Origin of the sequence: Pseudomonas meliae (assembly GCF_001400515.1) — a bacterium.
Classification (GTDB): domain Bacteria; phylum Pseudomonadota; class Gammaproteobacteria; order Pseudomonadales; family Pseudomonadaceae; genus Aquipseudomonas; species Aquipseudomonas amygdali.
Genome location: NZ_LJQT01000074.1, coordinates 32885 through 45771, shown reverse-complemented (window position 1 = coordinate 45771; position 12887 = coordinate 32885). Strand labels below are relative to the sequence as shown.

At 62.7% G+C, this 12887-nt stretch carries 13 protein-coding genes, 1 pseudogene and 1 riboswitch; of the genes and pseudogenes, 13 read left to right on the top strand and 1 reads right to left on the bottom strand.

The genetic code is table 11. The annotated features are described in order from the left end of the window. Positions 1-190: 190 nt before the first annotated feature. Positions 191-1519 carry a PQQ-dependent sugar dehydrogenase gene (locus ALO64_RS03350; protein WP_004657227.1) on the bottom strand — a complete coding sequence of 443 codons (1329 nt, stop codon included), beginning with the start codon at positions 1517-1519 and terminating at the stop codon, positions 191-193. A 119-nt stretch (positions 1520-1638) separates the two neighbouring features. After that, positions 1639-1852: riboswitch (cobalamin riboswitch) on the top strand. 91 nt (positions 1853-1943) lie between these two features. Between ALO64_RS03350 and cobO the strand changes: the two genes are divergently transcribed. The 13 genes and pseudogenes from cobO to ALO64_RS03290 all read left to right on the top strand — a co-directional run bounded on the left by cobO (position 1944) and on the right by ALO64_RS03290 (position 12791). Continuing rightward, complete coding sequence (gene cobO, locus ALO64_RS03345; protein ID WP_044343361.1) at positions 1944-2555, top strand: cob(I)yrinic acid a,c-diamide adenosyltransferase; 612 nt, start codon at positions 1944-1946, stop codon at positions 2553-2555. A 39-nt stretch (positions 2556-2594) separates the two neighbouring features. Then, positions 2595-3890: a cobyrinate a,c-diamide synthase gene (locus ALO64_RS03340; protein WP_002554601.1), complete on the top strand. Its 1296-nt coding sequence runs from the start codon at positions 2595-2597 to the stop codon at positions 3888-3890. Then, positions 3887-4537 (top strand): 5,6-dimethylbenzimidazole synthase, encoded by a 651-nt coding sequence (gene bluB, locus ALO64_RS03335; RefSeq protein ID WP_004657236.1) that lies wholly within the window; start codon positions 3887-3889, stop codon positions 4535-4537. The genes ALO64_RS03340 and bluB overlap by 4 nt, the downstream gene beginning before the upstream one ends. After that, positions 4534-5442 carry an adenosylcobinamide-phosphate synthase CbiB gene (gene cbiB, locus ALO64_RS03330; protein ID WP_044343360.1) on the top strand — a complete coding sequence of 303 codons (909 nt, stop codon included), beginning with the start codon at positions 4534-4536 and terminating at the stop codon, positions 5440-5442. Before bluB ends, cbiB begins: the two co-directional genes overlap by 4 nt. Then, a complete protein-coding gene (gene cobD / locus ALO64_RS03325; protein WP_044343359.1) occupies positions 5435-6439 on the top strand; it encodes a threonine-phosphate decarboxylase CobD in 1005 nt (334 codons plus the stop codon). Before cbiB ends, cobD begins: the two co-directional genes overlap by 8 nt. Next, a complete protein-coding gene (locus tag ALO64_RS03320; RefSeq protein ID WP_044343358.1) occupies positions 6436-7896 on the top strand; it encodes a cobyric acid synthase in 1461 nt (486 codons plus the stop codon). The genes cobD and ALO64_RS03320 overlap by 4 nt, the downstream gene beginning before the upstream one ends. Continuing rightward, the gene (cobU, locus tag ALO64_RS03315; protein WP_044343357.1) at positions 7897-8418 is read left to right on the top strand and encodes a bifunctional adenosylcobinamide kinase/adenosylcobinamide-phosphate guanylyltransferase; all 522 of its coding nucleotides are present in this window, start codon (positions 7897-7899) and stop codon (positions 8416-8418) included. Next, on the top strand, positions 8415-9467 hold the full coding sequence (gene cobT, locus ALO64_RS03310; RefSeq protein WP_044343356.1) for a nicotinate-nucleotide--dimethylbenzimidazole phosphoribosyltransferase: 1053 nt from the start codon (positions 8415-8417) through the stop codon (positions 9465-9467). The genes cobU and cobT overlap by 4 nt, the downstream gene beginning before the upstream one ends. Then, positions 9464-10036: an alpha-ribazole phosphatase family protein gene (gene cobC / locus ALO64_RS03305; protein ID WP_002554594.1), complete on the top strand. Its 573-nt coding sequence runs from the start codon at positions 9464-9466 to the stop codon at positions 10034-10036. Before cobT ends, cobC begins: the two co-directional genes overlap by 4 nt. 1 nt (position 10037) lies before the next feature. Continuing rightward, entirely contained in the window at positions 10038-10769 is a 732-nt protein-coding gene (locus ALO64_RS03300) for an adenosylcobinamide-GDP ribazoletransferase (protein WP_044343355.1), read from the top strand. Between the two features lie 96 nt (positions 10770-10865). Next, positions 10866-12059 (top strand): annotated as a pseudogene (locus ALO64_RS03295) (MFS transporter). Beyond that, positions 12056-12178 carry a hypothetical protein gene (locus tag ALO64_RS26530; protein WP_002554591.1) on the top strand — a complete coding sequence of 41 codons (123 nt, stop codon included), beginning with the start codon at positions 12056-12058 and terminating at the stop codon, positions 12176-12178. The pseudogene ALO64_RS03295 and the gene ALO64_RS26530 overlap by 4 nt, the downstream one beginning before the upstream one ends. 61 nt (positions 12179-12239) lie before the next feature. Further along, positions 12240-12791 (top strand): glutathione peroxidase, encoded by a 552-nt coding sequence (locus ALO64_RS03290; RefSeq protein ID WP_002554590.1) that lies wholly within the window; start codon positions 12240-12242, stop codon positions 12789-12791. Positions 12792-12887: the final 96 nt, after the last annotated feature.

Below are 12887 nucleotides of genomic sequence, written 5' to 3'. Positions count from 1 at the left end.
GGAGCGTGCGGAACGATAACTCGACTACCGTACGGCGCTCTGCGTCGACATGCCTTTCCAGGCGTGCGGAACGATCATCGCAACTATCGTGCGACCCAGAGCGTCGAGACCTGCATTTCCACGCTGGAGCGTAGGGAACGATAATCTCAACTAACGTACGACGCTCTGCGTCAACCCTCTACGCTCGGCATTACTGAGCAGTCTTGGCCGAGGTCACGCGCCAGATCTTGTTGCCGACATCATCTGCCACCAGCAAGCCGCCGCGCTGATCATTGACCACGCCAACCGGGCGGCCCATGGCTTTTTCGTCTTTGTTGAGGAAACCGGTCAGCACATCGACTGGAGCGCCGTTGGGCTTGCCGCCGCTGAAGGGCACGAACACCACTTTATAGCCGCTGTGCGGTTTGCGGTTCCATGAGCCGTGCTGGCCAATGAACAGGCCTTCGTTGAACGGCGCCGCCAGCGTCTTGCCATCGGCGAATACCAACCCTAACGAGGCCGTATGCGGGCCGACTGCGTAATCCGGTGCGATGGCCTTGGCGACCAGTGCCGGGTTCTGCGGTTTGACGCGCTCGTCGACATGCTGGCCGTAGTAGCTGTAGGGCCAGCCGTAGAAAGCGCCATCCTGCACCGAGGTCACGTAGTCTGGTACCAGGTCGCTGCCGATTTCGTCACGCTCGTTGACCGCCGTCCACAGCTTGCCGGTTTTGGGTTCCCAGTCCATGCCGTTGGGGTTGCGAAGGCCCGAGGCGAAAATGCGGTGGTTGCCGGTGGCAGCGTCCACTTCCCAGATGGCTGCACGACCTTCTTCCTTGTCCATGCCGTTCTCGGCCACGTTGCTGTTGGAGCCCACTGTGACGTACAGCTTGCTGCCATCCTTGCTGGCGATGACGTTTTTGGTCCAGTGATGGTTGAGCGTGCCCCCCGGCAGGTCGACCACTTTGGTCGGCTGCGCGCTGATCGAGGTCTGGCCCGCTTCATACGGGAAGCTGATCAGGCGGTCGGTGTCGGCGACATAGAGCTTGTTGCCCACTAGCGTCATGCCAAACGGCGAATTGAGGTTTTGCAGGAACACGGTGCGGGTCTCTGCGACGCCGTCCTTGTCCACGTCGCGCAGCAGAGTAATGCGGTTGGCGCTTGGCACGCCCGCACCGGCGCGGCCCATGACTTTTTCCATTACCCAGCCGCGAATACCTTTGGAATCATCCGGTTTGGCCGGCGAATTGGTTTCCGCCACCAGCACGTCGCCATTGGGCAATACATACAGCCAGCGCGGGTGGTCCAGGTTTTCGGCGAACGCTGCCACCTGTGTGCCCGGCGCGGCGACCGGTTTTGCGCCTTTTTCCCAGCCTACGGCAGGGGCGATGTTGACGGTCGGGATCAGCGTCTTGTTAGGCTCCGGCAGTTTGGGCGAGGGGCCTGTTCCATCCGAGACTTGCAGGGTCGAAGACTCGCCGCAGGCAGCGAGGCCACCGGCAACCAGAAGCAACACTGCGTAGTGGGGTCTGAGTCTGAACATGGTGAATCTCCATAAACAAGGGCGTGGTCCGATAATTGATAGAGGCACTGCGAACCGTCTGGGTTCAATCACGTTTCACAGCGTCGGTGTCGATTGACGCTCCCAGCCCAACCCTCTACCCTTCGCGGTTTGTTTCAGGTGCTCTGCAATCCTTGATTGGCAGCGTGAAACAGGGAAGCCGGTGTGGATCAATCGATCCGATCCCGGCGCTGCCCCCGCAACGGTAAATGAGTCAAGGCTGTGCCTGACGCCACTGTGTTTCGACATGGGAAGGCGCGCAGCCGGGGTAACCCGCTCATGAGCCCGGAGACCGGCCTGAACCACTCAATGGCATCACGGAGGGTGATGCTCTGTGCAGGCCGTTGCCGTGCTGTCCAGTGCTGTCCTTCCGTCTGTTGTCGACTGCCACGAGCGGAGAACCCGGATGAACGAATCCCCCGAACGCGACGAACGCCATCTGGCGCGCATGCTGCGCAAGAAAGCCGTGATGGACGAGCGCATTGCCAGCTCACCCAACGAGTGCGGCCTGCTGCTGGTCTTGACCGGCAACGGCAAAGGCAAGAGCAGCTCGGCATTCGGCATGCTTGCCAGGGCCATGGGCCACGACATGCAGTGCGGCGTGGTGCAGTTCATCAAGGGCCGCAACAGCACTGGCGAAGAAATGTTTTTCCGCCGTTTCCCCGAGCAGGTGCGCTATCACGTGATGGGCGAGGGCTTCACCTGGGAAACCCAGGATCGCCAGCGTGACATTGCCGCTGCCGAAGCCGCCTGGGCCGTGTCTCGGGAAATGCTTCGCGACCCGGCCATTGGTCTGGTGGTGCTCGACGAACTGAACATCGCCCTCAAGCATGGCTACCTCGACTTTGAGCAGGTGCTGAGTGACCTGCAGGCCCGCCCGCCGATGCAGCATGTGCTGGTGACCGGCCGCGGTGCCAAACCCGAATTGATCGACCTGGCTGATACGGTTTCCGATATCGGCGTGGTCAAGCATGCGTTCCAGGCCGGTATCCGGGCGCAGAAAGGTATCGAGCTGTGAATAATCCTTTATTGGGCGCACTGCAATGAGAGCACTGCAATGAGAGCTCCGCGCGATTGCCCGGCGGTTTTGATCGCCGCGCCTGCCTCCGGGCAAGGTAAGACTACCGTCACCGCGGCACTGGCACGTTTGCACCGCAACCAGGGCCGCAAGGTCCGGGTGTTCAAGTGCGGGCCGGATTTTCTCGACCCGATGATTCTTGAACGGGCCAGCGGCGCACCGGTCTACCAGCTGGACATGTGGATGGTCGGTGCCGACGAAAGCCGTCGCCTGTTGTGGGAAGCCGCAGATGAGGCAGACCTGATCCTGATCGAAGGCGTCATGGGGTTGTTCGACGGCACACCGTCCAGCGCTGATCTGGCCCGCCACTTTGGCGTACCGGTGTTGGGGGTGATCGACGGCACGGCGATGGCGCAGACGTTTGGCGCGCTGGCGCTCGGGCTGGCGCGTTATCAGCCGGATCTGCCGTTTGCCGGCGTGCTGGCCAATCGGGTTGGCACGGTACGCCACGCGCAGTTGCTGGAAAACAGTCTGACCGAAGGCCTGCGCTGGTATGGCGCACTGTCCCGGGAAGTCGGTTTCGAATTGCCCAGCCGCCATCTGGGGCTGGTCCAGGCCAGCGAACTCAATGATCTGGATGTGCGGCTGGACATGGCTGCCGCCGCGCTGGCCAGCACCTGCGAAGTGGCCTTGCCGCCAGCCGTAACCTTTACCGCGCCCGACCCGGTTCAGGTCGAGCCGTTGCTCAGCGGTGTGCGCATCGCCATTGCCCGCGACGAGGCCTTTGCCTTTCTGTACGGCGCAAGCCTGGACCTGCTGCGAAACATGGGCGCAGAGCTGAGTTTCTTCTCGCCGATCCATGACCGCGAGCTGCCCGACGCCGACAGCCTGTACCTGCCGGGTGGCTACCCGGAGTTGCACCACGTTGCTTTGGCGGAAAACCTGACGATGCAGGCATCGATCAGGGCGCACCATATCGCTGGCAAGCCGATTCTGGCCGAGTGCGGCGGCATGCTTTATTTACTCGAAGCCCTGAGCGATGTGGAGGGCGTGCGCGCCGAACTGGTCGGCTTGCTGTCCGGTGAGGCGGTCATGCAGAAGCGTCTGGCGGCGCTGGCCTTGCAAGCGGTTGAATTGCCCGAGGGCACGCTGCACGGTCACACGTATCACCATTCGCTGACCAGCACCGAGTTGCAGCCGATTGCCCGTGGCGTCAGCCCCAACGGCGGGCGTGGCGCAGAGGCAGTCTATCGCCTGGGTCGTCTGACCGCTTCCTACGTGCATTTCTATTTCCCTTCCTGCCCTCAGGCGATTGCGGCGCTGTTCAAACCATGACCGAACAAGCGTTCAGCCCTGAAGAGCGGGCTGCGGTGTACCGGGCCATCGCCGAGCGTCGCGACATGCGCCACTTCGTCGGCGGCACGGTGGCGCCCGAGTTGCTGGCGCGCTTGCTGGAAGCCGCACACCAGGCACCCAGTGTCGGGCTGATGCAGCCGTGGCGCTTCATTCGCATCAGCGATCCGGCGTTGCGCGGAAAAATGCAGGCGCAGGTAGAAGATGAACGTATCCGCACTGCCCAGGCACTGGGCGAGCGCACCGATGAGTTCATGAAACTCAAGGTCGAAGGAATCAATGACTGCGCAGAGGTGTTGGTCGCCGCACTGATGGAAGGCCGTGAACAGCATATTTTCGGCCGCCGCACCTTGCCGGAAATGGACATGGCATCGCTGTCCTGCGCCATCCAGAACCTGTGGCTGGCATCGCGTGCAGAAGGCCTGGGCATGGGCTGGGTGTCGCTGTTCGACCCCGAGGCATTGGCCGAACTGCTGGGCATGCCTGACGGCGCGAAGCCGCTGGCGATCATTTGCCTGGGGCCGGTCAAGGAGTTCTATCCTGCGCCCATGCTGGTCATGGAAGGCTGGGCGCAGGCGCGTCCGCTGCACGAGCTGCTGTACGAGAATCAATGGGGAGTGAATCAATGAGTGTGGCGCTGTTGAGCGTCGCCGGGGTTGCGCTGGATGCGCTGCTCGGTGAGCCAAAACGATGGCATCCGCTGGTGGCGTTCGGCAACTTCGCCAATCGGGTCGAGCAGCGTTTCAACAGTGGCGGCCGTGGCTGGCGCAGTCACGGCGTTACCGCTTGGGTCATCACCGTTGTGCCGCTGACGCTGCTGGCCACGCTGCTGAGCTGGTTGCCTGGCGTGGGCTGGTTGTTCGAGATTCTGGCGCTGTATGGCGCGCTGGGCATGCGCAGCCTGGGCGAACATGTTCAGCCGGTGGCGCAAGCGTTGCGCAGTGACGATCTGGTCGAGGCACGCCAGCGGGTCGGTTATCTGGTCAGTCGCCAGACCAGCGAACTGGATGCCACCGAAGTGGCTCGCGCGGCTACCGAGTCAGTGCTGGAGAACGGCAGTGATGCGGTGTTCGCCGCGCTGTTCTGGTTTGTCGTGGCCGGTGCGCCCGGCGTGGTGCTGTACCGGCTGAGCAACACGCTGGACGCCATGTGGGGCTACCGTAACGAGCGCTTCGAGCGTTTCGGCTGGGCTGCGGCAAAGATCGACGACCTGCTCAACTACCTTCCTGCACGCCTTGTGGCATTCACTTACGCGTTGCTGGGCGAGACCCGACTGGCGCTGCGTTGCTGGCGTACGCAGGCTCCGGCCTGGGACAGTCCGAATGCCGGTCCGGTGATGGCCGCTGGCGCGGGTGCGCTGGGTGTCGAACTGGGCGGGGCGGCGATCTATCACGGCGAGCTGCATCAGCGTCCGCAATTGGGTGAAGGTGCACCTGCCGATGCAGACTCCATTGATCGCGGCTGGCAACTGGTGCAGCGCGGCGTCTGGTTGTGGTTGCTGGTCATATGCGTGGTAGCTGAATTCTATGCTTGAGCACGGCGGTCGGTTGCGCGCCGCAGCGCAGCATTACGGTATCGAACTGGCTGACTGGCTGGACCTGTCCACGGGCATTGCTCCCTGGTCGTGGCCCATCCCGGAGATTCCGACGCGTGCATGGGCGCGTTTGCCCGAGACCGACGATGGCCTGGAATCGGCGGCCTGCCGCTATTACGGCGTACCTCGCTTATTGCCGGTGTCCGGCTCACAGGCTGCGATTCAAGCGTTACCGCGGGTACGCAGCGGAGGTCGGGTTGGCGTGCTGTCGCCCTGCTACGCCGAGCATGCACATGCATGGCGTAAGAACGGCTTCGTGGTCCGCGAGGTAGGCGAGCAGGAGGTCGAATACTTTCTCGATTCTGTTGATGTGCTAGTGGTGGTCAATCCGAACAATCCGACCGGTCTGCACCTGAGCGCCGAGCGCCTGCTGGAATGGCATGCACGACTGGCCGAGCGCGGTGGCTGGCTGGTCGTCGATGAAGCGTTTATGGATAACACGCCGGGCCTGAGCCTGGCTGCCGAAACGTGGCGCACCGGGCTGATTGTGCTGCGCTCGTTCGGCAAGTTTTTTGGCCTGGCCGGTGTCAGGCTCGGTTTTGTCATGGCCGAGCCGGTATTGCTGAGGATGCTGGCGCAGGAAATCGGCCCATGGTCGGTCAGCGGGCCAACACGAATCATCGGTCAGGTGTGCCTCAATGATCAGGAAGGGCACGCCCGTCAGCGTCAACGCAGCGAGCAGGCTCGCGAGCGTCTGGTGGCCTTGCTCGACCAGTACGGGCTGAGCCCGCAGGGCGGCTGTGCGCTGTTTCAGTGGCGGGTGACCCCTGAAGCGCAAACGCTCTATGAGTTCTGTGCGCGACGTGGCGTATTGTTGCGTCTTTTCAAGGGCGGCACACCCGAGTCGTCCAGCCTGCGCTTCGGTCTGCCCCGCGACGAGGCCGACTGGCTGCGTTTGCACACTGTTCTGCTTGAATACCGCAAGGAATACCCATGACCACGCTGATGGTACAAGGCACCACCTCCGACGCCGGCAAAAGCACACTGGTGACGGCACTGTGCCGCTGGCTGACCCGACAGGGCGTCAAGGTCGTGCCATTCAAACCGCAGAACATGGCGCTCAACAGCGCTGTAACGGCGGACGGCGGCGAGATCGGCCGCGCCCAGGCGGTGCAGGCGCAGGCGTGCTTTCTGGAGCCGCACACCGACATGAACCCGGTGCTGCTCAAGCCCAACAGTGATACCGGTGCGCAGGTGATCATTCACGGCCGTGCGGTCACCACCATGAACGCGGTGGCTTATCACGGCTACAAAGATATCGCCATGCAGGCGGTGCTGGAATCCCATCGGCGCCTGGGTGAAAGCTACCCGGTGATTGTGGTCGAGGGCGCGGGTTCTCCGGCCGAGATCAACCTGCGCGCCAACGATATTGCCAACATGGGCTTTGCCGAGGCGGTCGACTGCCCGGTGCTATTGATTGCCGACATCAATCGCGGCGGAGTCTTTGCCCATCTGGTCGGCACGCTGGAGTTGCTGTCGCCCAGCGAACAGGCGCGGGTCAAGGGGTTCATCATCAATCGTTTTCGCGGCGACATCGCCTTGCTGCAACCGGGCCTGGACTGGCTGGAGGCGCGCACCGGCAAACCGGTGGTTGGCGTGTTGCCTTACGTAATGGACCTTCACCTGGAGGCCGAAGACGGTCTCGATCAGCGCCAGACCGACAAGGTCGAGCATGTGCTGAACGTGGTGGTCCCGGTGCTGCCTCGCATCAGTAATCACACTGATTTCGACCCGCTGCGCCTGCACCCTCAGGTCAATCTGCAGTTCATCGGTCCCGGCCAGGCGATTCCTCCTGCTGACCTGATCATTCTGCCCGGCTCGAAAAGCGTGCGCAGCGATCTGAACTACCTGCGCAACAGTGGCTGGGACACCGCCATCGAGCGGCATTTGCGTTATGGCGGCAAGCTGATGGGGATCTGCGGCGGCCTGCAGATGCTCGGTGAGCAGGTGCACGATCCTCTCGGGCTGGAAGGCGCAGCCGGGTCCAGCGCCGGGTTTGGCCTAATGGCAATGAGCACGGTGCTGGAAGCGGAAAAGCAACTGCGCAATGTGCGCGGTCGTCTGACCCTGGAAGACGCCGAGGTCAGCGGCTACGAAATTCATGCCGGGGTAACGACAGGGCCGGCGCTGGAGCAGGCTGCCGTGCAACTGGACGACGGGCGTTGCGATGGCGCGCAGAGTGTCGACGGGCAGGTGCTCGGGACTTACCTGCACGGCCTGTTCGAATCACCTGCGGCCTGTAGCGCGTTACTGCGCTGGGCGGGATTGGCGAACGTGCAGTCCGTCGACTATCACGCCCTGCGCGAGCGCGACATCGAACGTCTGGCGGACCTGGTGGAAAAACACCTGGACGGCCCATTGCTTCGCGAACTGTGTGGCCTGGAGGCGAACTGAATGCTGCAATTGATCCTCGGCGGCGCGCGTTCCGGCAAGAGTCGCCTGGCGGAAAAACTGGCCGCCGACAGCACGCTGAAGGTGACCTACATCGCCACCAGTCAGCCTCTGGACGGCGAAATGAATCAGCGTGTTTCCAGCCATCGCGCACGCCGTCCCGAGCACTGGGGGTTGGTCGAAGAGCCGATCGAGCTGGCGCGGGTGCTGCGCGAAAATGCGGCGCCCGATTGCTGCCTGCTAGTCGATTGCCTGACCCTCTGGCTGACCAATCTGCTGATGCTCGACAACCCCGAGCGCCTGCTTCAAGAACGTGAATCCCTGCTCGACAGCCTTGCCGGGCTGCCGGGTGAAATCATTTTTGTCAGCAACGAAACCGGGCTTGGCGTCGTGCCGCTCGGCGAACTGACCCGTCGCTATGTCGATGAAGCCGGCCTGTTGCATCAGGCGCTGGCCGAGCGTTGCCAGCGTGTCGTGTTGACCGTTGCCGGCTTGCCCCTGACGTTGAAAGGAACCGCGCTATGAGTAATTCCTGGTGGCTCAAGCCTGCACAGGCCATTGATGTACCGATGCGCGAGGCGGCACTGGCCCGTCAGCAACAGTTGACCAAGCCGGCGGGTTCGCTGGCACAACTGGAGCGTCTGGCGGTACAGCTTGCCAGCCTGCAAGGGCGCGAGCGTCCGGCTGCCGACAAATTGTGGATCGCGATCTTTGCCGGCGATCATGGTGTGGTGGCCGAAGGTGTATCGGCCTATCCACAGGAAGTCACCGGCCAGATGCTGCATAACTTCGTCAACGGTGGCGCAGCGATCAGCGTGCTGGCGCGCCACCTCTCGGCGCAGCTGGACGTGGTGGATCTGGGTACCGTGGCGCCTCTGGATTTGCCGGGCGTGCGTCATTTGCGCATTGGCGCGGGCACCGCCAATTTCGCCCACGGGCCAGCCATGAGCGCCGAACAGGGGCTTGCTGCTCTACAGGCCGGGCGCGACAGCGTGTTGCGCGCCAAGGCGGTCGGCACCGAGCTGTTTATCGGTGGCGAGATGGGCATCGGTAATACCACGGCGGCCAGCGCCGTCGCCTGCTCGGTGCTGGAATGTGCCGCGCCGTTGCTGGTCGGTCCCGGCACCGGGCTGAACGCCGAGGGCATCGAGCACAAGACCCGTGTCATCGAACGCGCACTGGCGCTGCATGCCGAGCAGGCCGGCGACCCGCTACACAGCCTGTTCTGCCTGGGTGGTTTCGAGATTGCCGCGCTGACCGGCGCTTATCTGGCCTGTGCGCAGGAAGGCATCGTGGCGCTGGTCGACGGTTTCATTTGCAGCGTGGCCGCGTTGGTGGCGGTGCGTGTGAATCCGTCTTGCCGCAACTGGCTGTTGTTCGGCCACCGTGGCGCCGAACCGGGCCACCGGCACTTGCTGGAAACGCTACAGGCCGAACCGCTGCTGGACCTCGGCTTGCGTCTGGGCGAGGGCAGTGGCGCAGCCCTGGCGGTGCCGCTGGTGCGTCTGGCCTGCGAGCTGCACAACGGCATGGCAACGTTTGCCGAAGCGGCAGTGGCGGATCGCCCCGCATGACCTTGCGTCTGGACTTGCTGCGTCATGGCGAAACAGAGCTGGGCGGTGGTCTGCGCGGCAGCCTCGACGATGCTCTGACCGAACTCGGCTGGCAGCAGATGCGTGCGGCAGTGGCCAATGGCGGTCCCTGGGAACGGATTGTCAGCTCGCCTTTGCAGCGCTGTGCACGTTTTTCCGAAGAGCTGGCGCAGCGCCTGTCGCTGCCCATGCAACTGGAGCCGGGTTTACAGGAGCTGCATTTCGGCGACTGGGAAGGCCACAGCCCTGCGCAGCTTATGGAAACCGATGCCGAAGGCTTGGGCCTGTTCTGGGCCGATCCCTACGCCTTCACGCCGCCCAATGGCGAGCCAGTGATCGATTTTTCGACACGGGTGCTGAATGCGGTGGCGCGTCTGCATAAGGCGTATGCCGATGAACGCGTGTTGCTGGTCAGTCACGGTGGTGTGATGCGTCTGCTGCTGGCGCAGGCGCGTGGGCTGCCGCGCGAGCAACTGTTGCAGGTAGTGGTCGGCCATGGCGCACTGCTGTCGATTCAGGTCGCTGCTGATGGCGTAATCACGGAGGTCTGAGATGCTGCCGTTCTGGATCGCCCTGCAATTTCTCGGCAGCCTGCCGATTCGTCTGCCCGGCATGCCGCGCCCGGAAGAGCTTGGGCGTTCGTTGTTGTTCTACCCGCTGGTAGGCGTGGTGTTCGGCATGCTGCTGCTGGGTTTCAGCGCGCTACTCAGTGGTACGCCGCTCATGCTGCATGCCGCGCTGGTACTCAGCGCCTGGGTGCTGCTCAGTGGCGGCTTGCATCTGGACGGTCTGGCCGACAGTGCCGACGCCTGGCTGGGCGGTTTTGGTGATCGCGAACGTACCTTGCAGATCATGAAGGACCCGCGTAGCGGGCCGATTGCCGTGGTCACGCTGGTGCTGGTGCTGCTGCTCAAATTTGCAGCGATTCTGGCGCTGATCGAAAGTCACAGCAGTATCGGGCTGCTGTTGGCGCCGCTGATCGGACGCGCTGCCATGCTTGGGCTTTTTCTGGGAACGCCGTATGTGCGTTCCGGGGGATTGGGGCAGGCGCTCGCCGATCACCTGCCGCGTGGCCCTGGACGCAAGGTTTTGGCCGCCACTGCCATTGCGTGCGTGCTGCTCGCCGGCTGGTCAGGGGTAGCTGTATTGCTGGTCTGCGCCGTTTGTTTCTTCTGGCTGCGGCAGTTGATGATGCGCCGTCTGGGCGGCTGCACCGGCGATACGGCCGGGGCATTGCTCGAGCTGCTGGAATTGGCGGTGCTGCTGACGCTGGCGCTGCTTTGAGACCCTGCACAACGCTTTGTTGACAGCTTTTACCGGCAGCGCGTAGCTTCGCGATTCGCAGGTAAAACCATGTAACAAAGTGCAGGGAGCTTAACCATGACATCGATCTGGCGTACCAGCGGCTGGGTTCTGCTGGGCAGTGCGTTGATCCTTGCGCTTTCGCTGGGCACGCGGCACGGTTTCGGCCTGTTTCTGGCGCCCATGAGCGCGGATTTTGGCTGGGGGCGTGAGGTCTTTGCCTTTGCCATCGCCTTGCAGAACCTTATGTGGGGTCTGGCGCAGCCGTTCGCCGGGGCGCTGGCAGATCGATTTGGAGCGGCCAAAGTCGTCTTCGTTGGCGGTGTGCTGTATGCGGCAGGGCTGTTGTGCATGAGTATGGCTGATTCGTCTCTGAGTCTTTCCCTTAGTGCTGGTTTGCTGATCGGTATTGGTCTGTCCGGCACGTCTTTTTCGGTCATTCTGGGTGTCGTCGGGCGCGCGCTGCCTGCGGAAAAACGCAGCATGGGCATGGGGATCGCCAGCGCGGCGGGTTCATTCGGCCAGTTCGCCATGTTGCCCGGCACACTGGGTTTGGTCAGCTGGTTGGGCTGGTCCGGTGCCTTGCTGGTGCTGGGCGTGATGGTGGCGCTGATCCTGCCCTTGGTAGGCATGCTCAAGGATACGCCGAGCGTGTCTACCGGTATCGAGCTGACGCTGGGCGAGGCGCTGCGTGAAGCCTGCTCGCATTCGGGGTTCTGGCTGCTGGCACTGGGTTTCTTCGTCTGTGGCTTTCAAGTGGTGTTCATCGGCGTGCACCTGCCAGCCTATCTGGTGGATCAACACTTGCCCGCCAAGGTCGGTACAACGGTGCTGGCCTTGATCGGGTTGTTCAATATCTTTGGCACCTACACCGCTGGTTGGGCGGGCGCATGTCCAAACCTCGACTGTTGACCGCGCTTTATCTGTTGCGCGCTGTGGTGATCGTGTTGTTTCTCTGGATTCCGCTGAGCCAGACCACTGCCTATCTGTTCGGCGTAGCAATGGGCCTGCTGTGGCTGTCGACTGTGCCGCTGACCAACGGCACGGTCGCGACACTGTTTGGTGTGCGTAACCTGTCGATGCTGGGCGGTATCGTCTCAGTTAGGTGCATTCCTTGGCGGCTGGCTCGGCGGGCTGGTGTATGACCGCACCGGCAACTACGACCTCGTCTGGCAAGTCTCGATACTGCTGAGTCTGCTGGCCGCCGCGTTGAACTGGCCGGTGCGTGAGCGCCCGGTGGCCAGGTTGCAGGCGCAGGGTAGCCTGGCATGAGCCGTCGCTGGCCCCTACTGGCGGCGGTGCTCGCAGGCGCGGTGGTGTTGGGGCTGGTCTGGTGGGCCTGGCAGCACGTTGGGCTGGCTGCGTTGCAACTGGGAATGGGCGCTTGCTAGGCAGACAGCCTGGCATGGGGTAGCGTGTCGACAAACGACAACATTATCCAGGGCCGCCATGATGAACATTCGCTTTGTTTCGATACCTCTTCTGCTGCTGGCCATGAGTGGCGCTGCAATGGCTGCCGACTGTCCGCCGCTGCTGCAGGGCGAGTTGCCCAAGCTGCGCGCCAAGGAAAACATCGACCTGTGCAAACGCTTTGCCGGCAAGCCGCTGGTGGTGGTCAACACCGCCAGTTTCTGTGGCTTTGCCCCGCAGTTCAAAGGGCTTGAAGAGCTGAGTCAGCGCTACAAGGGGCAGGGGCTTGAGGTGTTGGGCGTGCCGTCCAATGACTTCAAACAGGAAGCCAAGGATGGTGAGGAGACCGCCAAGGTCTGCTACGTCAATTACGGCGTGACTTTCACCATGACCGAGCCGCAGGCCGTGCGCGGCGATGATGCGACCCATTTGTTCAAGGTGCTGGCCGAGCAAAGCAGTGCGCCGCGCTGGAATTTTTACAAGTACGTGGTTGATCGCCAGGGTAAGGTCATTGCCAACTTCTCCAGCATGACCAAGCCGGATGATCCTGAGCTGATCGCAGCCATTGAAAAGGCGATTGCGTCGAAGCCTTAGGGCGGGCTTGAGTGTTGTCTGAATCTGCCTGACATCGTAGAAGCCTTGTGTGACGCTGAGCGCCACAAAGAGGACGCAGAGCGTCCAGAACTGCAT

Excerpts from the sequence above, each read along its gene's own strand:
- ALO64_RS03350 (WP_004657227.1), bottom strand. The coding sequence starts at position 1,519 with ATGTTCAGACTCAGACCCCACTACGCAGTGTTGCTTCTGGTTGCCGGT.
- cobO (WP_044343361.1), top strand. The coding sequence starts at position 1,944 with ATGAACGAATCCCCCGAACGCGACGAACGCCATCTGGCGCGCATGCTG.
- ALO64_RS03340 (WP_002554601.1), top strand. The coding sequence starts at position 2,595 with ATGAGAGCTCCGCGCGATTGCCCGGCGGTTTTGATCGCCGCGCCTGCC.
- bluB (WP_004657236.1), top strand. The coding sequence starts at position 3,887 with ATGACCGAACAAGCGTTCAGCCCTGAAGAGCGGGCTGCGGTGTACCGG.
- cbiB (WP_044343360.1), top strand. The coding sequence starts at position 4,534 with ATGAGTGTGGCGCTGTTGAGCGTCGCCGGGGTTGCGCTGGATGCGCTG.
- cobD (WP_044343359.1), top strand. The coding sequence starts at position 5,435 with ATGCTTGAGCACGGCGGTCGGTTGCGCGCCGCAGCGCAGCATTACGGT.
- ALO64_RS03320 (WP_044343358.1), top strand. The coding sequence starts at position 6,436 with ATGACCACGCTGATGGTACAAGGCACCACCTCCGACGCCGGCAAAAGC.
- cobU (WP_044343357.1), top strand. The coding sequence starts at position 7,897 with ATGCTGCAATTGATCCTCGGCGGCGCGCGTTCCGGCAAGAGTCGCCTG.
- cobT (WP_044343356.1), top strand. The coding sequence starts at position 8,415 with ATGAGTAATTCCTGGTGGCTCAAGCCTGCACAGGCCATTGATGTACCG.
- cobC (WP_002554594.1), top strand. The coding sequence starts at position 9,464 with ATGACCTTGCGTCTGGACTTGCTGCGTCATGGCGAAACAGAGCTGGGC.
- ALO64_RS03300 (WP_044343355.1), top strand. The coding sequence starts at position 10,038 with ATGCTGCCGTTCTGGATCGCCCTGCAATTTCTCGGCAGCCTGCCGATT.
- ALO64_RS26530 (WP_002554591.1), top strand. The coding sequence starts at position 12,056 with ATGAGCCGTCGCTGGCCCCTACTGGCGGCGGTGCTCGCAGGCGCGGTG.
- ALO64_RS03290 (WP_002554590.1), top strand. The coding sequence starts at position 12,240 with ATGAACATTCGCTTTGTTTCGATACCTCTTCTGCTGCTGGCCATGAGT.